Origin of the sequence: Alteromonas sp. KUL106, assembly GCF_009811415.1 — a bacterium.
Classification (GTDB): domain Bacteria; phylum Pseudomonadota; class Gammaproteobacteria; order Enterobacterales; family Alteromonadaceae; genus Alteromonas.
The window spans coordinates 19774-44838 of the sequence record NZ_BLIG01000010.1 but is presented as its reverse complement, the minus strand read 5'-3'; the positions used below and the strand labels follow the sequence as shown (position 1 = coordinate 44838).

Here is a 25065-nt window from a genome sequence, read left to right as displayed (position 1 = left end):
CGTTATACGCAATCATCCGCCAACGGGCATTGGGCAATGGGCAATGGGCAATGGAATTCAGTTACGCTTCCATGACGAAATCCAGTAAGTCTGAAACAGCCTTCTCACTCCGCCAGTTCAGGATCTTTAATAAATAAAATGTCCATGATAATGGCTGGGTCCCACTCCCGCATCTCAGCTTCGCATTTAAGCCTAATTTCATCTAACTCACCAATGGTGGCGATAGAAAACGCATCATCAACAATGACATGAACCAACAGGTATACGTCTCTACCGCGCTTACTAATGCGTACTTCAACGTGCTCGTATGGAACGTCAGCCAAAGTCTTTTTAAACTTTTTCTCTATCACTGCGGAAATAGCCTCAGGCGGAGCTTTATTAATAACTTCGTTAAGACTTTCTCGCAATATTTTAAACGGTACTGGTAGCATCGCCGACCCAAGGACAATGAGCAGAGCTGGGTCAACATAGGGCGCAAATGCTCTATATTCAGTCTGCTCAAGAATGTAGGCCACAATAAAAGCAAATAAAATGGAGGCACTCAATACGCCATCAATCATCCAAGTGTGCGAATCCACCTTGACCAAATCTGACAGTAAATGTTTTCCTTTAGCACGCATGTAGAAAGAAATACCAAAACAGCCTGCGGTGGCTACAACACCATAAAACATGCCGATGTCGTAGTCTGACGCGTTTCCACCTGCCATTACGCTCTGAATAGAGTTTGCTACGGCATAGACACAGGTAGCAATAATAATAAGCGACTTAAACATGTTAAGAGTGGGCTCTATTGCGGTATAGCCGAAATGAAAACGGTCGTCGTCAGGGCGCTGAACTAGACTCGCAACTTTGAGTGTCAGCATTGACATTACAAAAGCAATTAAGGAGTACGCCGCGTCGAACAAAATTGCGCCAGAGCGGGTTGCAATAGCAAAACCAAGCGCCACAAAAACGAAGGCACCGGCGATGTAAAAAGAAAGCGTTAGTAGGCGCTTTTCTTCCGAATGATGGAAACCAATGTCCATGAAAACAGCTACCAAATTAGGGTGCGCGGATTCTACTCTGATTTTTTGAAAAAAATAGAGGGTCTAGGAAAAATATTGCTATTTTTTTAATCAATTCGGTGGTAAATAGCGCCTATATAATTTCGACGTAACGCGATGCGTTTTAGGTCCACACATTAAACTATGAAAATCGTTACCCACCCTTCTATAAAAAGTTACTTTGATGCCGATGAAAGCCGCAGAGAAATCGAGCTGGCTTTCTCTCGCGGGCTTTCTTACGCGGGCCATTCGCTGATGGTGCCTGAAAAATATAGCTATCAAGTACTGCCTCACTATAACGACCGCTATGCGCTATTTAATCAAGGTGATACATATGAACTCATTTCAAATGTATGTCTGCACCGTCAGGCCAAATTGCTTGAAGGACAAGGTCGAACTCGAAATATTGTGTGTAAACTGCACTGCTGGGGTTATGACAATACGGGGCAGCTCAAGGGAACACCTCACTTCAAGGATGCCCCTAACGGACAATTGAAAAAAGAAGCACTTTCATTGTGGAACGGTTTACTGTTCCGTGGCCGTGCGCCAAACGTCGACCTCTCCTCGCTTGGACTAGATGAATACCTAGACTTTACCGATTGTTTTTATGCAGGTTCTGAAACAACCGAATACCAATTTAATTGGAAAACGTTTGTAGAGATATACCTTGAAAATTATCACGTGTATTCCATGCATCCCGGACTACGACAATTTGTGAAGACCGACGATCTCGAATGGTCATTTGGTGAAGATTTTTCTATACAAAAAGTAGGGCTGGGTCACGAACTAACAAAACGTACGACTGACAATTATCGTACATTCCAAGACGCGCTCATTGCTCGTTATGGGAAGTCTCTGCCAAGATATGGCGCGATTTGGTGCTTTTTGTATCCCAATATCATGATTGAATGGTACCCAGACATCATTGTTGTTAGTACGATTTACCCTAAGGGTGTAGGTGCGTGCGTAAACCATGTTGAATTCTATTACCCTAAAGCACTGCATAATGAAATGCCCGATTATTTTGCTGCGGAAAAGGAAGCCTACATTGAGACAGCGGTAGAAGATGAAGAAGCTTGCCTATTATTGGAAAAAGGAAGGCGGGCACTGTATCTATCTGGCGAGGAAGAACACGGTCCCATCGAACCCTTTTTAGAAGCCGGTGTGGCGCATTTTTACGATTGGCTTTCGAAGTCAGAGTAATCTGTAAGCTAACGAGCTAGTTACTTCGAAAAGAGGGAGTTTTGATGAATAGTCATGAGGGGTCATGTTTGTGTGGCGCTGTAGCGTTTGAAATTCAGGGCGATTTCAACAGCTTTTACCTATGCCACTGCAAGCATTGCCAAAAAGATACTGGCGCAGCCTTTGCTGCCAATCTGTTTTCACAGTCGGCGACATTAACTTGGCTATCCGGCGTCAATGAAGTCACGACCTTTGTGCTTAAGAACACTCGGCACCACAAAAGTTTCTGTAAAACATGTGGTTCAGCCCTACCGAGCGCTCAACCAAATAACATGCTTGCTGTACCTGCGGGGTGTTTAGATACAAAACATCCCATGAAACCTACCGCACATATTTTCTGTGCAAGCAAAGCGGCGTGGGAAGAATGCTTAGAAACAATCACAGAATTTGAGCGTTTACCGTGAGAAAATCCTAACCAAGATACGCCTTTGCGAAACCGTTCAAAATAGCTAAAGGCGAGTTGGTGTAAGCTGTGCCCTCTTCCTTGTTTTGGAAGGGGCACATTCACATATGACGTTCGTTTAGTTTTCCGGTGTAGCTTTTATCAACTTTTCGATTTCACTGTTGTTGCTTAGCCGAGCGAGATCGATTAGATAACTTTTTTCTAGCTCATCTAAAGAATGCCCTTCCAGTCGCGCTTTAACCTCTTCCACATCGCCGTTTGCAATAGAAGTCTTGAGCGCAGCATGATTGTTCAAAGAGCGGTCTTCTGTTTTCTCAGTTGAGTCATTCGCTGTCATGGTACTTCCCCCACTTTTTATTAAATAAAACGTGTTTAAAAATTCAATTACCTTTTGTAGTTATACGAATCCGCATAGATAATTGCCCACTCAGCGAGAGTTAAAATGTGCGGACTAGTATAAAAGACAACGACAAACGATCAGCGCTTCAAGCTATCCATATCTCGAACTGCCAAGGCGCAAGTTGACATACGGAATCCGATTTGAAAGCCCGCCTCTCGTTGCGCTCCCAGTGCGTATAGTCTCCTTCAAACAAAGGCTCTTCAAACCTTACATCAACCTGCTCACTCGAAAAGTTAATCACAACGAACACTTTTTCCTGTTCACTACAGCGTACGAAGCTAAACACATGGCCCATTTTTGAGTTAGGCACCTGAATCATTCTTGCCCCATACTCACCATTTCCTAACACACCTTTGGATTTTTTAAGGGCAATTAACCTTCGGTACAAGGTGCCTATTTGATGGTCTTGCCACTGTATCGGGTCGCGTTCAAAGAACGCTAAACGCTTCGTTTCCCCCGCTTCTTGCCCGTTGTGAATGAGGGGCATGCCCTCACCAATCACTGACAACGCAATGCAGGCTTCAAGTGCATTACCAAATTGCTCGCGCTGGGTGCCATCCCAGGCATTTTTGTCGTGATTACTCACGAAAGTCATTCTGTAGGCGGAATGAGGCCAGCTGCGCTCGTTCCACGAATAATATTTACGTAGTCTATCCAGCGAACACCTTCCATGTGCCAGTTCATGGAGCGTTTCGTTCCAGCTCCATGCATACGTCATATTGAACGCATTTTCGTGAAGGTCTCTATTCTCCCATTCCGCTAACATGAAAACCGGTCTGATTGTATTTAGCGTCTCTACGGCCTGCTGCCAAAAATCGTTAGGCACATAGCCTGCTACGTCGCAGCGAAACCCGTCTATATCGAACTTTTCAACCCAGTAACACAATGCATTGATCATGTAATTGCGAAGTTCAATTTGTTCATAATCAAATTCGATAATATCGCTCCAATCCCACCACGGGGACGGACGAAAATCCCCTTTGTAATCTTTCGCGTACCACTCGGGGTGTTGTTCGACTAACGGGTTATCCCATGCGCTGTGGTTTGGCACCCAGTCAATGATCACTTTGAGTGACAGCCGATGCGCCTCTTCCACCAGCGCTTTGAAATCTTCTGCACTACCAAATTCTGGATTAATGGCCAGGTAATCTTTAACGGCATAGGGGCTTCCAAGCTCGCCTTTCCTGTTCTTTTCACCGATGGGATGTATAGGCATTAGCCAAACAATATCCGCTCCCAACGATTTGATATGCGCTAGTCCTTTTCTCACTCCTTCAAAATTACCTTCTTCTGAAAACTGTCGGGTGTTGACCTGATAGATGACAGCATGAGATGACCAATTCGGCTGGATTACGTTATAGCGTTTCTGAGGAACAGGATTGATATCCATATTATCTTTCCTTGTGTATTAGGGAATATACGAGGTCGATAGATTACGTGCGCGAATTGAACAGCCCTAGGTAATACAATTAACGGCAGTAACCATTGTTTAGAGTATCGGTAAACTGGTGATACCTAAAATTAGTACCCACATGCCGAAAAAAAGTTTTAGTCGCTGAACAGAAAATGCCAAAACCACATATTTTGCAATCATTCCTCCGATGATTGCCCCAGCGCCTGCAAACAGAACAACTTGCCACACCACTGACTCGCTAAGTAGAGCGTGGAAAGGAAGGGCTGACCATACGGTAAATGCTGATAAAATTACCGCTATAGCGATAGACATGGTGACATTAAACCCGCGAATAATGAGGTAAACGGCGACGAGCTCGCCGACGCCTACCGACAGCCATGCGGTAATAATCCCGCCCAAAAAGCCAATAAAAGGCAAGAACACCAAATCTTTTGTGTGCAAGTCCTTTTCGAAATGAGTGCGCTTCATAAGAGGAATAGAGGCAAAAATCGCGATTGCTAATAAAATTGAAAAGCTGCCAAATGCAATATGAAGGTTATTTGCCCCACCCCATAAATAGTCAAGCAAAAGCTTGCTTTGCGAGGAGTATTGGGCAAAACCTATACCGCATATCGACGATGGAACAGTAAGCAACAGGGCGCTTGGCAATGCTTTCCAGTAATGGTCGTGACTATGCTGTTTTTTATAGTACGTTGCCCACGTCAATGCCCCCGCAGTCATCCCGCAGCATTGAATAGCAAAGCTTGTGGCTACAACGCTTTGTGGGGAAAATGATAAAAAATTAAAAAACGGAACAAATACCACACCGCCTCCCGCACCAGTGGCATTTGCAAAGATAGCACCTATCACACCGAGTCCACTAAAAAGCCCAAATTGCTTTATGAGTTCCACTGGAGCTGGTTGCGCTAGCAAAATGCTGCACCATACTACAAGAAGTAAAGCCAGTATTGATTTGCCAACATGGCGTTTTATAAAAGTGATCACACACGTCCTTAAGACAAAAATACGATAATGTTAAGAGAATAATTGTATAAAGCGCGTTAGCCATTTGTGCTTGTACATTTTTCAAACTATTGGTAGCGCGTTACGTATAAGCTTTAACTTACACAATTATCGTATACAGCATTTGTAAAATATGGTTGAAGTATCTACTTTTGAGCAGCGGGTGCAACTACATCTTACACCTAACCGTTCTGCGACATGGCAACAAACTAAATACCTAATTGCTGCTTTCGCGCTTTTTATCAGTACCATCGCCATCGCTTGGGCCTTTGTAGGCGCCTGGGTCATATTACCCTTTGCAGGGATAGAAGTTGGCTTGCTTGCGCTTGTTATGTACTTAGTCTCTAAAGCAACTTATCGATGGGAAACGGTTTTAATCTCTGCTCAGGCCATTTATGTATCCTCCTCGAACGGCGCTAATTTGTGCTTTCCTCGACCAGAAACCTCGTTATTTTACCAAAAAGATTTAAGCCTAAAGCGCGTATCACGTTTAATTTTGCAAACGCCGCTGCAACAGTTTGAGGTGGGTGCTTTTCTTAATTCAGAAGACAAAAAACGCGTACAAGATAACTTAAAACAGGCCGGTGTGATGGTGTGCACAAACAAATGGTGGTGAAGCGCTACGACACCATTTACACAGTTCAATTTAACGTCCGTGTTACTTTTTCCACTTTATGTACTGAAGGAAGTTTGCAGCTTCATGACACAAAATTAATGATCATTGTGACTGTTTTCTACTAAAAAAGTATAAGCCGCAGCCAACGTTAGCTGCGACCTAATGAGGACTATATTATGAATTTATACATTGAGTCTCTAGAAGGTGGTAACTATCTCGCGTCCACCGGCATGGGAGCGACGCGTACTTTGGTTCGTGACAAAAAATTGCAACCCAAGACGTTCCACTGCCTTAATGAAATAAGAGAGCATTTCGATTCCCAATCTTTCGAGCAAGTGTGGCTTCGCCAGAGCACGCCATATGAAGAGATGGTTGGCCAAACGGACGATCCCGGCGCGCTTGAACTCGAGATTGAATGGTAAAACGCAGAGGCACATAAAAACAGTGAGCAGCGATTCGAGCGCAATAGTTAACTGTCATTGCACTACTTTGCACACTTCTTGCGTACAAGCTTTGTGACGTAAATGAAAACAGTGTTTCGATGACTTATAAATGAAGGGATTTGTCTTCTTTTGTAACACACCGAACACCTGCATGCTTAGGAGAATTGCATGAAAATGAGTAAGTTAGCTATTAGGTCTTTGTTTTTAAGTTCCATATTGGCATTAACCGCATGCGCTTCTATGGGCAATGGAACTGTTGCTCAAAAGCGACAAGGGATTTTAGATATGCAGGAAAATGCCCTTACACGTCTTTATGGCGAGAAGCCCGATACTCGCTCTCAAATACGGGATGCGGCAGGTTATGCAGTATTTACTAATGCCAACATCAATTTATTCTTCGTTGCTGCTGGCACCGGCTACGGTGTGGTAAATAACAATGTAACTGGCGCGAAAACATACATGAATATGGCAGAAGGTGGCGTTGGCCTTGGGTTAGGGGCTAAGGATTACCGCATTGTTATGGTCTTCCACACACAAAAAGCGATGAGTTACTTTATAGAGAACGGCTGGACCGTTGGTGGCAACGCGGACGTGGCTGCGAAAGCAGGTAACAAAGGCGCATCAGCAGAAGGAGAAGGTTATCTTGGCAACGTTACGGTTTACACTATGACGGAAAGCGGCCTTACACTGCAAGCTACGGTTAAAGGAACTAAATTTTGGGTGGACAAAGAACTTAACTAATACGGTTAGTTTTTCGCCCTGAATTTTTAGTAATGAGAAAATAGTCAAACGAGGAGCTTTTTTATACTCAAAAAGCTCCTCCTCAAAATCTGTGCATCTGCGCATTACTGATAGTTGTCACCAGGCCATTTAAATGCAGACTTTCGATACCGGAAATTTTGAATACCAGAAATAAACACACGCAAAGAAAAACTCCCCCCTCTCCACTTTTATTCCTATGTTAGGGGGAAACCCTCATAACCGTTTCATACACTTGAGTCTACCCTTTAGTCGCAAGAGTATTGCTTAGCAACCTGCTGAGCTGTAAACGAGGGTTTCATTATGCAACTACAAAAAAATAACGTAATTAGAGCAATAGCAAGAACCTTATTGACCGGAACATTGTTTGCCTCGGCGACAGTTTGCTTTTCTTCAAACGCAGCAATCATTAGTAGCAGCTATGGTAACGCTGTCCATGTCGACCTATCCATTACAAGCAATGTGGCTAACATTGTTGGTGCAATTACTAACGCTTCTGTGAACTTGGGCCACACCAGCGGGAGTGCACCGGAAGATTATTCACACATTAAAACGATCATTGGTGCTAGTGCAGACGCAACGGGCTCACTGGGAAGCGCTATTGATGTGACTGAGTTTGAAAGCGCGCTATCTACAGCCATTATCGAGGGAGAATCTCAGTCGTCTTTGACAAGCTTTGTTCCCACAAGCTTTTTCACATCAGGTCGCGGAACCATAAACGATCTTCATCTCGACTTGTTTTCCGATTTGCTAGGAATAAGCGGCTTCTTGACACTCAGTGCGGATGTACTTTCCACAGTCTCCCAGATTAACGGCAACGCCACGCCCAATTCAAATGTAAGCCTATCAACAGCAGGCACGTCAGATATCGTGAATGTTGAAGTGAACCTTTTGGGAAAAAGCGTAACGGCGACGGCGCTTGAAAATCAGTCGTTATTTGCTGGGTTGAATATTGCCGACTTTGGTTTGGGTATATTCGTCAATGAAGTCGCGAAGTCTTGCTCAGACACGTTATGTACAGAGACTCGCAACGCAGTGAGAATTTCCTTTGATAATTTCTCTCTAAATGCATTTTACGATGCGCTTTTCCCCGTAGGCGGACTATTAACTGGACCGGTGCTCGATTTGACCAACAACCCTACTGTTAATGGCGACATCATTTTAGCAAGTTCATTTGCATCAACCACCGCCTCAACCGAGGTAAGCGCACCGTCTACGTTTGCGATTTTTTTGTTCGCAATGGGTATACTAAGTGCAAGAAGGTTTAATCGACATAGCGTTTATCATCAATAGCATCCGGTAACGGCCAGGCAAGAAGAGTGAGACCATCATTTAATGCCCTCTCCTTCTTGCCTTGATACTTATCGCGCTAGCATATTATTGAACAGACAATTCCCCAATCTTCATCCATTTCAAGACGCTATGCGACGCTATTTTTTATACTATCTCTTGTGTCACTTCATTTTATTTGCTTTGAACCATAAACAAAAATTTTGCATAGGCACTTTTAATTGGGCATATTTTAAACACAACTTACACAGGGATTTATTATGATAACCGTGGTGTTCAATCAAAAAGGTGGCGTAGGTAAATCAACGATTAGCACCAATTTAGCTGCACAAAGCGCCAAACTGGGCTTCAAAACGTTATTGGTAGACTTAGACGTCCAAGGAAACAGCACGCATTACGTGGGGTTTGACGCTAACGAAAAAAGCCTTACCGTGGCCGATATGTTCAAACAGGTGGTGGGGATATTTAGAACAGCAAAAAAGCCCGCTGAGTTTGTTCACCCTACTCCGTTTGAGAACCTTTTCGTTATGCCTTCCTCACCGGCATTGGCTGACGTTGAGCGGGAACTTGAATCACGATACAAAATCTTCAAACTTAAAGATGCATTAAGGGAGTTAAAAGGCGAATTCGATTACATTTTTATCGACACACCGCCCAACTTCAATTTTTATTCAAAGGCCGCCCTAATTGCAGCTGATGGCTTCTGCGTGCCCTTTGATTGCGATGATTTCTCAGCTCAGGCTATTATAAGGTTGCTCGACAACGCGATGGAACTTAAGGAGGACCACAACCCACAACTACGTTTGTTTGGTATTGTGATTAATCAATTTAATAGTCAGGCAAAACTACCTAGAGAATTGGTAGACAAACTTAAACAGCAAGATTTGCCGGTATTAGACAGCTATGTCAGTGCCACAGTAAAGGTGAAGGAATCTCATTCTAAACGCATGCCGCTGCCTTTCTACTCACCTAAGCATAAAGTGACGGGACAGTTCGCGGCCTTGTTCGAAGCGCTCAATACATACAAAGCTTAACGCCACCATGATGTGCTAAACGTCAATATCAATATGCTTAAGCCCACCGCGCTTGTTGTCGCGCTCATTATCTTTCCCCTTTTCGGCGGTAGCCTCAACAATCTCAGTGCGCTTGACGTCTTGAAGCTGTCCATGATCGTCTTCTCTTACATGCTCCAACTTTTTTGTCTTTTGCACTTTTTTCACACGATCATCTGCCTCAACAGGCACCGTTGTGTTGCGAGGTAAAATAGGAAACAGTAAATCGTTGCTCATACGCCCTCCTCGAGCTTGCACGTACATTGATAATTTATCGGCACCGAAATGCCTAAAATTAAAGTCCACAGCGTATTCATAACGAATAGTTTTATAATATACATATTAAATTAGAGTTAATATAAGAAAAGAGTTCACTTTTGCCTTGCAAATCACACGTCAAACCGCTAATGTTTGGGCCGTTCGAAATTAGGAATTAAATTCATCAAAATGATAAACTGCGCGGCGAAACATCACCATCACCACAAAGCATAACCTTTCAGGTTCGTGCTGGAAGGTCTATATTTCCTTCCAGTGGCGCAGATAGAAAAAATTCTCGACCCTCGGAAGGAAACTTCCGGGGGTTTTTCGTTTTAGGCGCAATCAAAAGTTAAGACACAACGTGTAAGGAACGTTTCAATGAGTAACAGCAAAAGACTTCGAATTGCCGTACAGAAATCAGGTCGTTTGAGCGATGACAGCATCGCCCTACTAAAGGCGATAGGCATAAAATTAAACATTCGTGATCGCTTGCTGATTGCACATTCAACGAATCAGCCTATCGATTTGTTACGCGTACGCGACGACGATATTCCAGGTCTTGTCATGGATGGGGTTGTTGATCTTGGCTTCATTGGCGAAAACGAACTCGAAGAAAAAATGCTTGAACGCAAAGCTGCAGGTAAGCCGTTTGAATATGAAGTACTGCGTCGCCTAGACTACGGCGGTTGCCGCTTATCAATCGCCGTACCGAATGAGATGGACTACGACGGCATTCAGTCTCTAGAAGGCAAAAAAGTCGCCACCACCTATCCTTACCTTCTGGAGCGTTATTTCAAAGACCAAGGCATTAATGCTAAAGCCGTTATGTTACAAGGTTCAGTGGAGGTGGCTCCTCGTGCCGGTGTGGCTGACGCGATTTGTGACTTGGTATCTACAGGCGCAACCCTTGAAGCAAATGGTCTCGTAGAAAAAGATGTTATCTTCCGCAGTAAAGCCGTTCTTATCAAGCGCGCTGACGGCGAACTTAGCGACGAAAAAGAAACACTGGTTAACCGCCTTATGCCGCGTGTTGATGGCGTGTTACTAGCAAAAGAAAGCAAGTACATCATGCTACATGCACCAAAGGCGTATTTAGAGCAGGTGAAAAGCCTACTACCAGGTGCAGAAAACCCAACGGTTCTGCCCCTTGCTGGAAACGACGAGCAAGTGGCTATCCACGTTGTTTCAACAGAAACCTTATTCTGGGAAACCATGGAAAAGCTTAAAGCCCTTGGTTGTAGCTCTATTCTTGTAATGCCAATCGAAAAAATGATGGGCTAAAAGGCAGGCAATTATGATTACTTGGTCATCTCTTTCAGCAAATGAGAAAAAACAGGCGCTAGCCCGCCCGGCTATGGCCAATAGCCAACAGTTAAAGAAAACCGTGGGCGAGATTATCGCCCGTGTTGAAGCAGAAGGTGATGCGGCAGTACTTGATTACACACGTAAATTTGACTGCCCTGACCTTACTAGCCTTGTTCTTTCACAAGACAACATTGATGCGCTTGCCGCCAAGGTAACACCTGAGGTTGCAAATGCTATCGACACAGCGTTCAACAATATAAAGGCGTTTCACGAAGCGCAGATGCCAAGTGACATCGCATTAACCACTACGCCAGGTGTTAAATGCGAACTTCGCTTTACCGCGCTTGATGCAGTAGGCCTATACATTCCAGGCGGCAGCGCACCGCTTCCTTCTACCGTGTTAATGCTAGGCGTGCCCGCACTGGTAGCAGGTTGCGAGAATAAACTGCTTTGCACACCGCCCAACAAAGCGCAACTTATTGCGCCTGAAATTGCGTATGCAGCGCGTAAGTGCGGCATTGACAAGATATTCTTATGTGGTGGCGCGCAAGCGGTTGCAGCCATGGCGCTGGGTACTGAAACTATCCCGCAAGTCGATAAAATTTTTGGCCCAGGGAACAGCTTTGTAACGGAAGCTAAACAACAAGTTAGCCAGCGCGCGGATGGCGCGGCAATTGATATGCCGGCCGGTCCATCAGAAGTCTTGGTACTTGCTGATGAGTTCGCAAACCCTGAGTTTGTGGCAGCAGACTTACTATCTCAAGCCGAGCACGGTCCAGACTCACAGGCTATTTTAGTATCTAACAGCGCTACGCTTATTGAAGAAGCAAAAGCAGCGGTTGAGCGTCAATTAGCGACCTTATCTCGTGCTGAAATTGCCCGCCCTGCGATGGAAAATGCGCGCTATATTTTGGCCGATTCAATTGAACAAGCCATTGAAGCAAGCAACGCCTATGCGGCGGAGCACTTGATAGTACAAATCGAGAATGCCCGTGATTATTTGCCAAAAATAAAATATGCAGGTTCTATATTCTTAGGCCCATGGTCACCTGAGTCTGCCGGCGATTACGCTTCAGGTACAAACCACGTATTGCCTACCTACGGCTATGCTAAGAATTACTCTAGCCTAGGCCTTTTGGACTTTATGCGTCGCTACACGATTCAAGAGCTAAGCGCAGACGGCATGCGTAATTTAGGCCCTGCGATTATGGCACTGGCCGCCGCAGAAGGGCTAGACGCACACGAACAGGCCGTTGCACTTCGTATGCAGGCACTTAAGCAAGGAGACGCCTAATGTCGGCACTTATCGATAACCTAATTAACGAAAATTTAGTGCCGCTAAAGCCTTATGAGTCGGCACGTCGCTTGTTTTCGGGCGGCCAAGACTGGCTTAATGCTAACGAGTCACCTTACGCAAACGAATACAGCGTAGATAGCAGTAACTTTAACCGCTACCCATCGTGTCAACCTGAGGCGGTAGTCAGTGGTTACGCAAGTTATGCAGGGCTAGATAAATCACAGCTTATTGTTACCCGCGGGGCAGATGAAGGCATCGAACTGCTTATCCGTACCTTCTGTACGCCGGGTAAAGATAGCATTTTGATTTGCCCGCCTACCTACGGTATGTATGCAATCAGCGCAGAAACCTGTGATGTGGGCATTAAGAAAGTACCGCTTAACGACGACTTTAGCCTTAACGTGAATGCTGTATGCGCTGAAGAAGACGTTAACGTGATTTTCATCTGCGCGCCCAATAATCCAACCGGCACGCCCGTTGCTCGTGAGGACATTAAAACCGTGCTCAACCACTTTGCCGATAAAGCACTCGTTGTTGTTGATGAAGCGTACATTGAGTTCGATGCTGACAACACGTGGGCAAATGAAATAAACAATTACCCGAACTTAGTGGTGCTTCGCACGCTATCTAAAGCGTTTGCGCTTGCCGGTCTTCGCTGTGGTTTTACCCTTGCGCAAACACCGGTTATTCAGGCGTTAATGAAAGTGATAGCGCCTTATCCTATTCCAGAGCCAGTTGCACAAATTGCAGCTCACGCTTTGTCAAAGGAGTCGCTTGCCCTACTTGAGCTTCAAGTTGCCACGATTAATCGTGAAAAAGAGACCTTAGCCGAAGCGCTAGCATCTATTGATGGTTTTGAGTTAGTAGGTGATAGAAGAGCGAATTTTATTTTGTTCCGCTATGAAAAGGCACAAGCCCTAATGCAATATTTGGTAAGCCAAGGCATGCTTATTCGCGACCAATCAAAACAGCTTAACTTACACAAGTGCTTACGCGTGAGCATCGGTACTGAAGAGCAAAATCAGCGTTTAATGCAGCTAATTAACGAATTTAAAACTAATGAGGACGCGGCATGAGTCAGCAAGCCATTTTATTTATTGACCGCGACGGTACACTCGTAGAAGAGCCGCCAGTAGATAAGCAATTAGACAGTCTAGAGAAGCTTGTTTTCGAACCAAACGTTATTCCCGTGTTGCTTAAGCTTAAGGCGGCTGGCTTTAAGCTGGTAATGGTAAGTAACCAAGACGGGTTGGGTACAGACAGTTTTCCTCAAGAAGACTTCGACAAGCCACACAATGCCATGATGGCCATTTTTGAGAGCCAAGGCGTGGTATTTGACGACGTGTTGATTTGCCCGCACTTCGATGCTGATAATTGCACATGCCGCAAACCAAAGCTTGGCTTAGTACAAGAATACTTGCAGCAAGGCAAAGTCGATTTCACCCGTTCATATGTGATTGGTGACCGCATTACCGATGTACAGCTTGCTCAAAACATGGGTATTCGTAGCTTCCAGTACAACCGCGAAAGTTTAAACTGGAACGATATTCAGAAAAGCTTGTTAGCGTCTTCGCGTATTGCCGAAGTCGTGCGTACCACCTCTGAAACTGATATTCGCGTTCGCGTAGATTTAGACTCGCAAGCTAAGTCGACAATTCAAACCGGCATGGGCTTTTTTGACCACATGCTAGACCAAATTGCCACTCACGGTGGTTTTGAGCTCACTCTTACTACCGATGGCGATTTGCACATTGATGATCACCACAGTGTAGAAGATACCGCGCTTGCGCTAGGTGAAGCCCTTAAAAAGGCACTAGGCGACAAACGCGGCATTGGTCGTTTTGGGTTTGCTTTACCAATGGATGAATGCCGTGCGGAATGTATTATGGACATTTCCAACCGCCCTCACCTTAAGTTTGACGCTGAATTTAGCCGCGATCAGGTAGGCGAAATGGCCACTGAAATGGTACCGCACTTCTTCTACTCGCTTGCGCAAAGTATGGGGCTATCGCTGCACCTTTCCACCAGCGAAGGTAATGCACATCACCAGGTAGAGAGCTTGTTTAAAGTATTTGGCCGCGCCCTTCGCCAAGCTATTACGCGCCAAGGCGACGCACTGCCAAGCAGTAAAGGAGCACTGTAATGTCAGTGGTAAACCCCAGCCAGCGACAAAAAATAGTGATAGTGAACACCGGCTGCGCCAATATTTCATCGGTACGCTTTGCCCTTGAGCGCCTAGGCGTTGAAGTAGAGGTATCGGATGATGTAAACGCAATTAAAAGCGCTGACAAAGTGTTTTTACCTGGTGTTGGTACAGCGGCAGCAGCAATGGCAAGCATTAAGCAAAAAGCGTTAGTGGAGACCCTTCAATCGCTTACTCAACCTGTGCTAGGCGTTTGTTTAGGCATGCAGCTTATGGTGGAAACCAGTGCGGAAGGCGGTTTTCAAGGTACAGGCAACATCGATTGTTTAAACCTCATGCCCGGTCATGTGGCGCGCATGGAGTCAAAGGGCGTACGCTTACCTCACATGGGTTGGAACACCGTCTCTCATAACAGCAGTCACAACAACGAAAGTTTGTTCAAAGGCATTCCGCAAGATACCTATTTTTACTTTGTACATAGCTTTGCAGTGCCTGAGTACGAGCACACGCTTGCTAGCTGTACCTATGGTAATGCATTTTCAGCCGCCATAAATAAAGACAATTTTTATGGGGTGCAGTTTCACCCAGAACGTTCTGGCGAGGCCGGAGCACAACTACTGACTAACTTTGTGAACCTATAATGATTATTCCAGCGATTGATCTTATTGACGGACGCGTAGTGCGCCTTTATCAAGGCGACTACGAGCAGAAAACCCAATACGAACTGGACCCAGTAGACGTGGTTCACGACTATGCTGACCAAGGTGCAACCTGGTTGCACATTGTTGACCTAACCGGCGCCAAAGACACCAGTAAGCGCCAGCTTTCCCTTATTAAGTCTATGGTCGACACTAAGCGTATGAAGTTTCAAGCCGGCGGCGGTATTCGTAGCGAAGAAGAAGTGGCGCAGCTACTTGAAACTGGCGTAAGCCGCGTGGTTATTGGCTCGTTAGCTGTTAAACAGCCCGAGCTTGTAAAATCTTGGGTAGAAAAATACGGCCCTGAGCACATTGTACTAGCCCTTGATATCAATATCAGCGATAGCGGTGAAAAGCTTATCGCTACCCACGGTTGGCAAGAGAACTCTGGTGTAGCCCTTGAAGGCTTGTTGGAAGACTTCGCTTCAGTTGGCGCAAAGCACGTACTGTGCACCGACATTAGCCGTGACGGTACGCTACAAGGCGCGAACACTGAGCTGTATCAAGAAATGGCAGACCGTTTTCCACATGTTAGCTGGCAAGCGTCTGGCGGTATTGGCAGCATTGCTGATATTGAAGCATTGAAGCCCACAAACGTTGGCGGCGTTATTCTAGGTCGCGCACTACTTGAAGGTAAGTTTACGGTGAAGGAGGCTATCGCATGCTGGCAAAACGCATAATACCGTGTTTAGACGTACGCGACGGTAAAGTGGTTAAGGGTGTTCAGTTTAGAAACCACGAAATCATTGGCGACATTGTGCCTCTTGCCGAGCAATACGCGAAGGCAGGTGCCGACGAATTGGTGTTTTACGATATCACCGCAAGCTCTGACGCCCGTGTGGTAGACAAAAGCTGGGTAAGCCGAATCGCACAGGTTATTGATATTCCGTTTTGCGTGGCTGGCGGCATCAAAAGCATTGAAGACGCCGGGCGCATTTTGGAAATGGGTGCAGATAAGATTTCGATTAACTCCCCTGCCCTCAATAACCCAGATCTTATCAATCAGCTGCACGACGTGTATGGTCAACAGTGCGTAGTGATTGGTATCGACAGCTTTTATAACGAAGCAACCGACCAATACGAAGTGTACAAATTCACCGGTGATGAAGCCCGTACACAAAAAAGCCAGTGGCAAACCATCGACTGGATCAAAGAAGTACAGTCACGTGGTGCAGGTGAGATTGTACTTAACTGCATGAATCAGGACGGCGTGCGCAAGGGCTATGATGTGAAACAGCTGAAAGCCGTGCGCGATGTCTGTGAAGTGCCGCTGATTGCCTCTGGTGGTGCGGGTGAAATTGCTCACTTTACTGATGTGTTTCAACAAGCTGACGTTGATGGCGCACTGGCGGCATCGGTATTCCACAAAGGCATCATCAATATTGATGAGCTAAAAGCAGAATTAACCAGCAGTGGCGTTGCCATGCGTAAGCGTCACGGTTTAACGGCGCAAGCAGAAGGAGTAAACCCGTGATCATTACTAATGACAATAGCAATAAGCTAGCGTGGGACAAAATGGATAACCTGTTGCCCGCCATTGTGCAAGATGCACTGTCCGGCAAGGTATTGATGCAGGGTTACATGGACCAAGACGCTCTAGCGAAAACCCTTGAAACGGGTAAAGTGACTTTTTTCAGCCGCTCAAAACAGCGCCTATGGACCAAGGGTGAAACGTCAGGCAACACGCTAGATTTAGTAAGCGTTGCCTGCGATTGCGACCAAGATTCACTGTTGGTACTGGCCAACCCTAATGGCCCAACGTGCCACACCGGTGTTGAAAGCTGCTGGTTTGACGGTAACACACCGGCATTTACCTTTCTTGCAGACTTAGAGCGCGTGTTAGCTGCCCGTAAAGATGCCGACCCAAAAAGCAGCTACACTGCGAGTCTTTACAACAAAGGCATTAAGCGCATAGCCCAGAAAGTAGGTGAAGAAGGCGTTGAAACTGCACTCGCTGCCACCGTTCACGACAAGGAAGAGCTTAAAAACGAAGCCGCTGACTTGTTGTACCACTTAACGGTACTGCTTCAAGCAAGCGATATGTCGTTAAACGATGCACTGAACGTTCTTCGCGAGCGTCATAAGTAAAGTGTAACTCGTTTTTCATGCCCTTCTCGTTTCCTGCGCGAAGGGCATTTTTGTTACACGCTTCTAATTTGTTTACTTCATTGTGTACCTATTTCTCGATTTCTCTTACAACCTGCCCATAAGCCAATAGTGCAAACAACCCTGTTCCGCCAACAATATTTCCTAGTAATGTTGCGCCTATTAGTGAGAGTGTTTCAAGAATGCTTATTTTATTTTGCAGTGCTAGTAGGAATAGCTCTGTTGAGCCAGCAATCACGTGAGTAAAATTACCAATAGCAATCAGATAGGTAAAAATAACTATCATCAATATTTGAGAGTGCTTAACCGAAGGTTTCATCCACACAATAGCGGCAATAATAAACCCAGACGTAATGCCGTATGAGAAGGCGTCTGACGGTGATAATTTAGCATAGTGCTCAGATATAGCAGTCATTCCCTCAACTAACTCTGGTGGAACGGCTTGCAAAGTGTGGCTGAAAAACGCAGCCAGAAAAGTGCCGAACATATTAGCAGCAAAAACGATAGACCAGAGTCGTGCAATGCACGCTCCCATGTTTGCCGATGGTTTACTTAAAAGGGGCAGAATGACCGAAAGCGTATTTTCGGTAAATAGCTGTAATCGGCCAACGATGACCAGCACAAAGCCAACGGTATAACCCAGATTCTCAATGACAAACTGATAAGGCGAATTTACAAAGAGGTGATGTAATATCCCTTCGGCCAAAATAGAGAGCGAAATACCAATACCAGCAGCAACACCGGACCACCACAATGACATCATAGGGCGCTGAAGCTCTTCAAGCCCTTCCCTGTGCACGATGGCGTATAACGACACAGAGTTTAAACTTTGATTGTCTCTTACATCCTTTTCTTCGGTATGACTTAGCGCTACATCTTTCTGCCTATCGTTGGAATCCTTTGTTTCTTTAGCCATTACCTCTCCCGTTTTATCTTATTTTTACGTATTGCGTTTACGTCTTGCTACGCTGACATGTTGCTTCACTTTAATGTTGATACGTTGGATGCTCTCAATTTCGGTCACAACGTTCTGCCAACGCCCCATACGTATTAATTATTATACGTATATATAAATAACAAAACGGATTAGATAAATAGATGGCTGATGAGTTAGTACATATTATGTACAATGCTATACTCAAATCGTAGTCATGTGATTCCGACATAACATTAAGTACGTCGCACAATGAATCGTCTAAATGTACTACATATCGTACTCGTCTATTTCAAATCAAAGTTGTTTTAATACATGAAAAAAAGTCACTCTCTGTCTTCTAAGCTTATGTCAGTTGTTGGCATGCTTTTTATTCTCCTTGCCGCTGTATTTATTGGCGTAAGCTACCTTTTACTTGAGCGAACAGAAAAAGAGTTAGACAGGCATGTCAGTCAGGAAATTGCTGATCAGATTCAAAAAACTGTATCCGCAAAGGCATCTCAATTTGCTGCGCAAACAGAAGCCTTGATCAATAGCGCACATATTTTACCGAATACAGTTGCCGCTCAACTGACGAGGAGCATTGAGGCAAATGATGCGCTATCGCTCAGTCGTGAGCAAACCGAGCGTTTAGTGAAAAGTATGCTGGACACTAAAGTAACGTCAAGCGCGTATGCCCAATTTGAAACGAATAGGTTTGATGGCAAGGCTGCTGAGAACAAAAGCGGTAAGCTACATTCTACGCCAGGAACGGGCAGCTTCGAAGTTTACTTCATAAGAGGAGAAAATGGTGCTGCTGAGCAGATCGTAATCACCGACCCCGAATTAAAACATGACACCACCCTTGATGAATTTGGGTTTAGAGCGGCTGAATGGTATTTGTGTAATGAAGAAACACGTAAACCATGCGTTTCTAACCCTTATCAGTATGAGATTCGTGAGGGCTATACCGAGCTAATGACCAGCCTAACCGTTCCCGTTATCGCAAATAATCAATTTCGCGGCGTAGTAGGCACTGACTTAAACCTTCCTATCATTCAACAACGAGCAGAAAGCCTTAAAGCTTCGCTTTATGATGGTAACGCAGAGGTCTACGTTGTCAGTCAAAATGGACTGGTGGTTGCTGCCACTGATGCAAAGTCAAAATTAGCTCGCCCAATTTCTGAGATATTTAGCGACAAGCGTAAATCAGAGAGTCTTCTCAATACTGACCAACTATCAGGTCTTTTTGAAAGCGATGGGATGCTCTACGTTTCACAAGACATATCTCTAAATTTAGCCAACGAAAAATGGAAAATGATTGTTGGCGTGAGCAAAGCACACGCGATGGCGCCTGTTACGTCGCTTGAAACCATGATTTCTTCAGCTGTAACGTCACTACTATCCACTCAGCTCATTGTGGCGATTATATGCACGGCTATTGCTCTTGCACTGGTTTTTGTGTTTACGAAAAGCATTATTCATCCTGTCCGACAAGTTGCCGAGCGGATGGAAGAACTTGCGAGACAAGGTGGCGACTTAACACAAAATATCCATGTAAACTCTCACGCTGAGCTGATTCAGTTGAGTGAAGCTTTTAATCTTTTCAAGGAACGAGTAAGGGAGCTGCTTGACCAAGCCAAGCATTCATGCGCACAAGTCATTGAGCAAAGCGGAGAAACCCAGCGTCACACTGAAAGTACTAATTCACTTATCCAAGTACAGCAAGCGGAAATAGACAGCGTGGTTACAGCTATTACCGAAATGTCTCAAACGGCACAGGAAGTGGCGAGGACGGCTGCCGACGCAGCAGATAATGCAGACAAGGCGACGAATTCAGTCAAACAAACAGAAAGCGAAATTTCTGAATCGACTCACTCGGTAACAGAGCTCTCGAAAGAAATGCAGAATGCATCTGATGCGGTTCAAGCCGTTTCTCAGCGAAGTACGGATATTAAAAAGATCCTCGACGTTATTGGCGCGATCGCCGACCAGACTAATCTCTTGGCATTAAATGCTGCCATCGAAGCGGCACGTGCCGGAGAAAATGGCAGAGGATTTAGCGTAGTAGCCGATGAAGTTCGCTCACTTGCCTCAAAAACCGCCGAGTCAGTAGGTGAAATCGGTAAGGTTATTACCGCACTACAAAGTGAAGTTGATCACACCGTAAATACTATTCACTCGGGTAGTCTAAAAGCCGAAGATGCGGCGCAGCTTTCACAGTCAGCGCTTGGGAAAATGCAAACCACGGTACTTCAGATTGGTGAGATCAGTGAACGCATGACGCAAATGGCCGCTGCAGCAGAAGAACAAAGCCAAGTGAGTGAAGAGCTTAATAGAAATATGGTGGTGATTGGCAATGCAACGTCTGACGTGTCCACTAACTCTAAAGCGTCTGCAGAAAGCTCCAAAGCTATCTTCAAAGCGGTAAGCACGCTTAGAGAACTGTTAGCTAAATTGAAAACCCATTAAGCTTAACAAATCCTGTAAAAAAGGCTCGAATGAATCTGATTCATACGAGCCTTCTAATTTTTAGCAACAGTACCTTTTCGTTTAGAACTCGTTTTTTACCAAAATCAATCAGCCCTTTGACTAGATGGATTTAGCAGTATAGGCGAGCCAAAACCTAATGCCTCTAAACGTTCAAACTGCGTCTTTTTATCCCCCACAATCAAGTAGATCATTTTGTTGGGGTGCACATAATCGCGATATAAACGCTTCACTTCATCAACCGTTAACGTCTTAACTTCATCTTCTTGCTGTGAAACATAGTCGTCTGCTAAACCAAAGTCACTGATTTCACTGACCATGTTTAATTTTGCTCTTAGCGTTTCAAATGCGCGTGCGCCGGACTTAAGCGTAAAGCCCTTTGTAACAACTAGATCTTCACTAGAATAATGGTCGCCAAAAGACATCAATATATCCAGAATGGCCTGAGCGGCCTCTAACGTCACGTTTGAGCGTACAGCGCTTCGGATGGCAAATTCTCCGGTATACTGGTCGCTAGAAAACGACGAGCGAATACCATAGGTGTAACCTTTATTTTCGCGAAGCTCCTGCATGAGTTGAGACGCGAAGCCCCCTCCACCCAAGCGGTAGTTCATTACACTTAATTTGTAGGCATCTTGATGATTCACTTTCGGAGCAGGATGACCGAAATACAAAACGGACTGTTTCGCATCGGGAACATCGTAGAAATAAATCTGAGCCTGTTGAGGTAAAGCCGGCTCTGATACGACAGGGAGTATTACTTCACTGGACGCCCAGCTATCGTTAAGTAATGATAGTGTGTTCACAGCTTCTTGCTGATTGATGTCTCCGACAATGTGCAGTTTCGCGACAGTTGGTGAAACGTTACTATGGTAATACGCTTTTACGTCATCAAGCACAATGTTGTTAACGGATTCTATATCCCCGAGCGGGATTTGGGAGAATGGATGCGATCTACCATAAAGCAGCGATTTGAACTCAACCGATGCTACAGCATTAGGATTCGCTTTTATCTGTTCGATCTGATTCAACACATCCTCTTTGGCCAGTTCAAACTCTTTCTCATCAAAGCGAGGAAAAAGAACAACTTCGGAGACGAGCGCCATTAATTTACCGTAGTGTTTCGACAGCACAGTACCGCTGATGGTAATGTCCGTTTCGGAGGCACTGGCTTCTATGGTTGCACCTAACAGCTCAATTTCCTGTTCGAGTTGTTGAGGCGTTTTATTTGCCGTGCCTTTGATTAATGTCTCGGCAAGTAAGTTGGCTGTACCTGTTTTATTTAACGGGTCAAGTAGCATTCCTCCTTCGAATTTCAGTTCAAAGGCCACTAAAGGCATCTCATCATTAGAAATACCAGCTATGTTGATGCCAGAAGACAGTGTGCTTTGCCACACTTTAGGTGGTGTAATTTCTATGCTCTCACCATAATCAGGTTCTTGTGTGCGGTCGAAGGACGACGGTGTACGTTCATATTCAGCTGCAACGGTAGCATCGAAAGTCTCTTCAGCATTCGCCACTATTTTTTCTTCGACTACCTCGGCTTTTGTTGACCCGCTAAGCACCAGCTCTTGTTGCCCCTTGGGCACAAAACTGGTCGCAACATAGGGTTTATCTTTTATATAGGTGTTATAAACGCGCATCACATCTTGCTGTGTCACACCTAAGATTTTTTTTACGTCTTGGCTGATGAACTCTGCACCACCTGCAAATATTTCATATTGGGCTAACTGAAACCCTTTACCTAACACACTTGATAGCCCTTGATAAAACTCAGTTTCTTGCCCGGCTTTAATACGCGCCAAATCTTCTAGAGAAATACCATTTCGCTCAAAGAGTAAAAATGCTTCGCTAATGCCCTCAGCCACAGTATTTAAATTAACACCATTAAATGCCATTACCTGCAGTTGAAGTTGCCCTGCAATCTCTGCGTCATAACCATAGAGGTAAACATTGCTGGTAAGCTTCTTCTTATCAATAAGGACGTTGTTGAGCGGTGCATTTTTTCCTTGGCTAAGGTATTGAGAGAGAACCTGCAACGGGTAATAGTCGTTGTGATATTCGGGCACTGTCGGCCACACCATGGTTAATAGTGGCGCTTGTGCAAAGTTATCAACGTGGAACCGCTTAATCGTGTGTTCTAATTTAGCGGGTTGAGGAGGTAACTTGCTGATTGCCTCTCCGGAGGGAATTTCATCAAAGTACTTTTTGACCCAAGCTTTCGTTTGGACCACATCAATGTCGCCCGCAATCGTTAACACAACATTATTTGGAACGTACCAAGAATTAAAAAACGATTTAACGTCAGCAAGAGTTGCGTTTTGCAGATCTTCCAATGAGCCAATAACCTGCCAACTGTAAGGATGACCTTCGGGATACAGATTTTTATCAATCACGTATTGATTGTGTCCATAGGGGCGATTATCCACACTTTGGCGTTTTTCATTTTTCACGACCTGCTTTTCTTTAGCAAGCACAGACTCTGTCACTGTATTAATGAAAAAACCCAGTTTATCTGCCTCAGCCCAAATCATTTTCTCCAAAGCATCTTTAGGTACCGTTTGGTAATAATTAGTACTGTCACGACTGGTAGAGCCATTTGCACCAGAACCGCCAATTCTCGCGCTCAATTTATCTAAGCCGCCTTTACCTAAGTTCTCCGATTCGAGGAATAGTAAATGCTCAAATAGATGTGCAAAACCGGTGCGACCTTGCTTTTCACGCGCAGATCCAACATGTGCCGTCAATGCTACAGCGGCCACAGGATCTGAACGGTCTACGTGCAATATCACGGTAAGCCCGTTATCGAGTGTAAAACGTTCGAAGTCTACATTGAACGATGATGCGCTCTTGGTCGCAGCTATACTCTCAGCCTGAGAAACCGACTGACTTTTAACAGCGTCGCTGCTGTTATGGGTGCACCCTACTAAAATTGTACTTAACGCCGCAGCAGCAATAGCGGTGTACATTCGCGTTCGTTTGAATGTCTTAAGCATTGTTATTGTTCTTCAACAAGTAAAAAAGATAACAAGTACCACATGCAAGCCGTCAGTGCACGACATTCGCTTTGCTTGTATTTATTAAACGGTTAATTCGGATCTAAAGCGACCTGACTCGGCACCTTCAATTAATAATGTAAATCATTGAAAAATATAATATTAAACAAAAATTAAAGCAGAAAAAGAAAAATTAATGATACGATTTCAGTCACATTCCGACACAGTTAGTTACATTTATCAAATCACAAAGTTGAACGAACTGACAAAATGAATCTCTATATTCAATGAAAGCATCGCTGCTCTCGCAGCCCGATTGACCATGCTAAATACGTATAGTGAGAATGTTAGCCGTGAAAGATATAAAACGCAGTATCAAAAACAACTTGCCCTTTATTTTGTTTGTTGTTTTGCTCTTCTCATTTCGAAGCAGCGTTGCTGACTGGTATCATGTTCCCACGGGCTCTATGGAACCGACCATTCAAGTGGGTGACCGAGTGGTTGTCGACAAATCTGCCTACACTTTAGAGCTACCCTTCACCAACACTATCATCGCGCAAACTGGCAACATTGAACGGGGCGATATTGTGATCATTGACAGTAATGCAGCTAATACGAGGCTTATTAAAAGGGTTATTGCTGTAGAGGGTGATAAGGTCAAGCTAGAGAACAATGTATTATTTATAAACGGTGAAAAAGCGGCATTAGTCCCAGCAACTGATCATGCTTTTTCAGAATCAATATTGGGTCACACCCGCACAATAGCGCTTAAGCCGTTATCCAGCCCTTTAGAAAGTTTCGGCATGATCACCGTGCCAGAAAACCACGTGCTAGCCATGGGAGACAATAGAAACAACAGCCTAGATTCTCGCTACTACGGCTTTTTTCCGGTCAAAGAAGTTCAGGGGAAGGCCAACGCGGTTGCGTTTTCTTTAGATACACAACATTGGTTTCTGCCAAGAAAAGACCGATTTTTGACTGCGCTTAATTGACCCTCTCAAGCCAGCTACTTAAATAAACATTATCGAGAGACCTTTATGGTTGTGTAGGAAGCGTGCACAACCCTCGTGGCCGTTTTGTTTACTCTAAACTAACTTACCGCTTCTAAAAGCCAGTAACAAAAAAGCGCTCAGTGGCTTTATCATGCCCTGAGCGCTTTTTTGCCCTTCTATCATCTGCAATTAAGGGAGATGAT

The 25065-nt window shown here is 44.8% G+C and carries 24 protein-coding genes and 1 other annotated feature; of the genes, 17 read left to right on the top strand and 7 right to left on the bottom strand.

Going from position 1 to position 25065, the window contains the following annotated elements; translation table 11 throughout:
* Positions 1-104: 104 nt before the first annotated feature.
* A complete protein-coding gene (locus GVO63_RS04610) occupies positions 105-1025 on the bottom strand; it encodes a cation diffusion facilitator family transporter (RefSeq protein ID WP_159578286.1) in 921 nt (306 codons plus the stop codon).
* Between the two features lie 162 nt (positions 1026-1187).
* On the opposite strand from GVO63_RS04610, the gene GVO63_RS04605 reads away from it, so the two are divergent.
* On the top strand, positions 1188-2246 hold the full coding sequence (locus GVO63_RS04605; protein ID WP_159578285.1) for an aromatic ring-hydroxylating dioxygenase subunit alpha: 1059 nt from the start codon (positions 1188-1190) through the stop codon (positions 2244-2246).
* Positions 2247-2290: 44 nt separating this feature from the next.
* Positions 2291-2689, top strand: coding sequence for a GFA family protein (locus GVO63_RS04600; protein ID WP_159578284.1), 399 nt, complete (start codon positions 2291-2293; stop codon positions 2687-2689).
* 117 nt (positions 2690-2806) lie between these two features.
* Here GVO63_RS04600 and GVO63_RS04595 read toward each other — a convergent pair whose 3' ends face one another.
* The 3 genes from GVO63_RS04595 to GVO63_RS04585 all read right to left on the bottom strand — a co-directional run bounded on the left by GVO63_RS04595 (position 2807) and on the right by GVO63_RS04585 (position 5486).
* Positions 2807-3025 (bottom strand): hypothetical protein, encoded by a 219-nt coding sequence (locus GVO63_RS04595; RefSeq protein ID WP_159578283.1) that lies wholly within the window; start codon positions 3023-3025, stop codon positions 2807-2809.
* A gap of 148 nt (positions 3026-3173) precedes the next feature.
* Entirely contained in the window at positions 3174-4478 is a 1305-nt protein-coding gene (locus GVO63_RS04590) for an alpha-amylase family glycosyl hydrolase (RefSeq protein WP_159578282.1), read from the bottom strand.
* Between the two features lie 99 nt (positions 4479-4577).
* Complete coding sequence (locus tag GVO63_RS04585) at positions 4578-5486, bottom strand: sulfite exporter TauE/SafE family protein (RefSeq protein ID WP_159578281.1); 909 nt, start codon at positions 5484-5486, stop codon at positions 4578-4580.
* Between the two features lie 151 nt (positions 5487-5637).
* On the opposite strand from GVO63_RS04585, the gene GVO63_RS04580 reads away from it, so the two are divergent.
* The 5 genes from GVO63_RS04580 to GVO63_RS04560 all read left to right on the top strand — a co-directional run bounded on the left by GVO63_RS04580 (position 5638) and on the right by GVO63_RS04560 (position 9646).
* Positions 5638-6120, top strand: a complete 483-nt coding sequence (locus tag GVO63_RS04580; protein WP_159578280.1) for a DUF2244 domain-containing protein — start codon at positions 5638-5640, stop codon at positions 6118-6120.
* 176 nt (positions 6121-6296) lie between these two features.
* Entirely contained in the window at positions 6297-6542 is a 246-nt protein-coding gene (locus tag GVO63_RS04575) for a DUF6482 family protein (protein WP_159578279.1), read from the top strand.
* Between the two features lie 189 nt (positions 6543-6731).
* A complete protein-coding gene (locus GVO63_RS04570) occupies positions 6732-7304 on the top strand; it encodes a YSC84-related protein (RefSeq protein ID WP_159578278.1) in 573 nt (190 codons plus the stop codon).
* Between the two features lie 321 nt (positions 7305-7625).
* Complete coding sequence (locus GVO63_RS04565) at positions 7626-8615, top strand: hypothetical protein (RefSeq protein WP_236552057.1); 990 nt, start codon at positions 7626-7628, stop codon at positions 8613-8615.
* A 257-nt stretch (positions 8616-8872) separates the two neighbouring features.
* Positions 8873-9646 carry a ParA family protein gene (locus GVO63_RS04560; protein ID WP_159578277.1) on the top strand — a complete coding sequence of 258 codons (774 nt, stop codon included), beginning with the start codon at positions 8873-8875 and terminating at the stop codon, positions 9644-9646.
* A 15-nt stretch (positions 9647-9661) separates the two neighbouring features.
* Here GVO63_RS04560 and GVO63_RS04555 read toward each other — a convergent pair whose 3' ends face one another.
* Positions 9662-9901: a hypothetical protein gene (locus GVO63_RS04555; protein ID WP_159578276.1), complete on the bottom strand. Its 240-nt coding sequence runs from the start codon at positions 9899-9901 to the stop codon at positions 9662-9664.
* Between the two features lie 230 nt (positions 9902-10131).
* Positions 10132-10250, top strand: a sequence feature (His leader region).
* Positions 10251-10300: 50 nt separating this feature from the next.
* Between GVO63_RS04555 and hisG the strand changes: the two genes are divergently transcribed.
* From hisG to hisIE, 8 genes are read left to right on the top strand one after another with little or no spacing between them, the layout of a single operon-like run.
* Positions 10301-11203 carry an ATP phosphoribosyltransferase gene (gene hisG / locus GVO63_RS04550; RefSeq protein ID WP_159578275.1) on the top strand — a complete coding sequence of 301 codons (903 nt, stop codon included), beginning with the start codon at positions 10301-10303 and terminating at the stop codon, positions 11201-11203.
* Positions 11204-11216: 13 nt separating this feature from the next.
* Entirely contained in the window at positions 11217-12521 is a 1305-nt protein-coding gene (gene hisD / locus GVO63_RS04545; protein WP_159578274.1) for a histidinol dehydrogenase, read from the top strand.
* Positions 12521-13600, top strand: coding sequence for a histidinol-phosphate transaminase (gene hisC / locus GVO63_RS04540; RefSeq protein ID WP_159578273.1), 1080 nt, complete (start codon positions 12521-12523; stop codon positions 13598-13600). The genes hisD and hisC overlap by 1 nt, the downstream gene beginning before the upstream one ends.
* Complete coding sequence (gene hisB / locus GVO63_RS04535; RefSeq protein WP_159578272.1) at positions 13597-14667, top strand: bifunctional histidinol-phosphatase/imidazoleglycerol-phosphate dehydratase HisB; 1071 nt, start codon at positions 13597-13599, stop codon at positions 14665-14667. Before hisC ends, hisB begins: the two co-directional genes overlap by 4 nt.
* Entirely contained in the window at positions 14667-15308 is a 642-nt protein-coding gene (gene hisH, locus GVO63_RS04530) for an imidazole glycerol phosphate synthase subunit HisH (RefSeq protein ID WP_159578271.1), read from the top strand. Before hisB ends, hisH begins: the two co-directional genes overlap by 1 nt.
* Positions 15308-16045, top strand: a complete 738-nt coding sequence (hisA, locus tag GVO63_RS04525) for a 1-(5-phosphoribosyl)-5-[(5-phosphoribosylamino)methylideneamino]imidazole-4-carboxamide isomerase (RefSeq protein ID WP_159578270.1) — start codon at positions 15308-15310, stop codon at positions 16043-16045. Before hisH ends, hisA begins: the two co-directional genes overlap by 1 nt.
* Positions 16027-16839: an imidazole glycerol phosphate synthase subunit HisF gene (hisF, locus tag GVO63_RS04520; RefSeq protein ID WP_159578269.1), complete on the top strand. Its 813-nt coding sequence runs from the start codon at positions 16027-16029 to the stop codon at positions 16837-16839. The genes hisA and hisF overlap by 19 nt, the downstream gene beginning before the upstream one ends.
* Positions 16836-17453, top strand: coding sequence for a bifunctional phosphoribosyl-AMP cyclohydrolase/phosphoribosyl-ATP diphosphatase HisIE (gene hisIE, locus GVO63_RS04515; RefSeq protein WP_159578268.1), 618 nt, complete (start codon positions 16836-16838; stop codon positions 17451-17453). Before hisF ends, hisIE begins: the two co-directional genes overlap by 4 nt.
* Positions 17454-17541: 88 nt before the next feature.
* On the opposite strand, the gene GVO63_RS04510 is transcribed toward hisIE, so the two are convergent.
* Positions 17542-18387 carry a formate/nitrite transporter family protein gene (locus GVO63_RS04510; protein ID WP_159578267.1) on the bottom strand — a complete coding sequence of 282 codons (846 nt, stop codon included), beginning with the start codon at positions 18385-18387 and terminating at the stop codon, positions 17542-17544.
* A gap of 333 nt (positions 18388-18720) precedes the next feature.
* Here GVO63_RS04510 and GVO63_RS04505 point away from each other — a divergent pair, with 333 nt between their 5' ends.
* Positions 18721-20856, top strand: a complete 2136-nt coding sequence (locus GVO63_RS04505; RefSeq protein WP_159578266.1) for a methyl-accepting chemotaxis protein — start codon at positions 18721-18723, stop codon at positions 20854-20856.
* Positions 20857-20960: 104 nt separating this feature from the next.
* Here the strand turns inward: GVO63_RS04505 and GVO63_RS04500 are convergent, their stop codons facing one another.
* A complete protein-coding gene (locus GVO63_RS04500; RefSeq protein ID WP_159578265.1) occupies positions 20961-23870 on the bottom strand; it encodes a pitrilysin family protein in 2910 nt (969 codons plus the stop codon).
* A gap of 338 nt (positions 23871-24208) precedes the next feature.
* Here GVO63_RS04500 and lepB point away from each other — a divergent pair, with 338 nt between their 5' ends.
* Positions 24209-24862 (top strand): signal peptidase I, encoded by a 654-nt coding sequence (lepB, locus tag GVO63_RS04495; protein WP_159578264.1) that lies wholly within the window; start codon positions 24209-24211, stop codon positions 24860-24862.
* Positions 24863-25065: the final 203 nt, after the last annotated feature.

Coding starts and splice junctions, on each gene's coding strand:
- GVO63_RS04600 (WP_159578284.1), top strand. CDS start 2,291: ATGAATAGTCATGAGGGGTCATGTTTGTGTGGCGCTGTAGCGTTTGAA.
- GVO63_RS04590 (WP_159578282.1), bottom strand. CDS start 4,478: ATGGATATCAATCCTGTTCCTCAGAAACGCTATAACGTAATCCAGCCG.
- hisC (WP_159578273.1), top strand. CDS start 12,521: ATGTCGGCACTTATCGATAACCTAATTAACGAAAATTTAGTGCCGCTA.
- GVO63_RS04510 (WP_159578267.1), bottom strand. CDS start 18,387: ATGGCTAAAGAAACAAAGGATTCCAACGATAGGCAGAAAGATGTAGCG.
- GVO63_RS04595 (WP_159578283.1), bottom strand. CDS start 3,025: ATGACAGCGAATGACTCAACTGAGAAAACAGAAGACCGCTCTTTGAAC.
- hisA (WP_159578270.1), top strand. CDS start 15,308: ATGATTATTCCAGCGATTGATCTTATTGACGGACGCGTAGTGCGCCTT.
- GVO63_RS04575 (WP_159578279.1), top strand. CDS start 6,297: ATGAATTTATACATTGAGTCTCTAGAAGGTGGTAACTATCTCGCGTCC.
- GVO63_RS04610 (WP_159578286.1), bottom strand. CDS start 1,025: ATGGACATTGGTTTCCATCATTCGGAAGAAAAGCGCCTACTAACGCTT.
- GVO63_RS04500 (WP_159578265.1), bottom strand. CDS start 23,870: ATGCTTAAGACATTCAAACGAACGCGAATGTACACCGCTATTGCTGCT.
- GVO63_RS04580 (WP_159578280.1), top strand. CDS start 5,638: ATGGTTGAAGTATCTACTTTTGAGCAGCGGGTGCAACTACATCTTACA.
- GVO63_RS04605 (WP_159578285.1), top strand. CDS start 1,188: ATGAAAATCGTTACCCACCCTTCTATAAAAAGTTACTTTGATGCCGAT.
- GVO63_RS04555 (WP_159578276.1), bottom strand. CDS start 9,901: ATGAGCAACGATTTACTGTTTCCTATTTTACCTCGCAACACAACGGTG.
- hisD (WP_159578274.1), top strand. CDS start 11,217: ATGATTACTTGGTCATCTCTTTCAGCAAATGAGAAAAAACAGGCGCTA.
- GVO63_RS04560 (WP_159578277.1), top strand. CDS start 8,873: ATGATAACCGTGGTGTTCAATCAAAAAGGTGGCGTAGGTAAATCAACG.
- hisH (WP_159578271.1), top strand. CDS start 14,667: ATGTCAGTGGTAAACCCCAGCCAGCGACAAAAAATAGTGATAGTGAAC.
- GVO63_RS04505 (WP_159578266.1), top strand. CDS start 18,721: ATGAAAAAAAGTCACTCTCTGTCTTCTAAGCTTATGTCAGTTGTTGGC.
- hisG (WP_159578275.1), top strand. CDS start 10,301: ATGAGTAACAGCAAAAGACTTCGAATTGCCGTACAGAAATCAGGTCGT.
- GVO63_RS04565 (WP_236552057.1), top strand. CDS start 7,626: ATGCAACTACAAAAAAATAACGTAATTAGAGCAATAGCAAGAACCTTA.
- hisB (WP_159578272.1), top strand. CDS start 13,597: ATGAGTCAGCAAGCCATTTTATTTATTGACCGCGACGGTACACTCGTA.
- GVO63_RS04570 (WP_159578278.1), top strand. CDS start 6,732: ATGAAAATGAGTAAGTTAGCTATTAGGTCTTTGTTTTTAAGTTCCATA.
- hisF (WP_159578269.1), top strand. CDS start 16,027: ATGCTGGCAAAACGCATAATACCGTGTTTAGACGTACGCGACGGTAAA.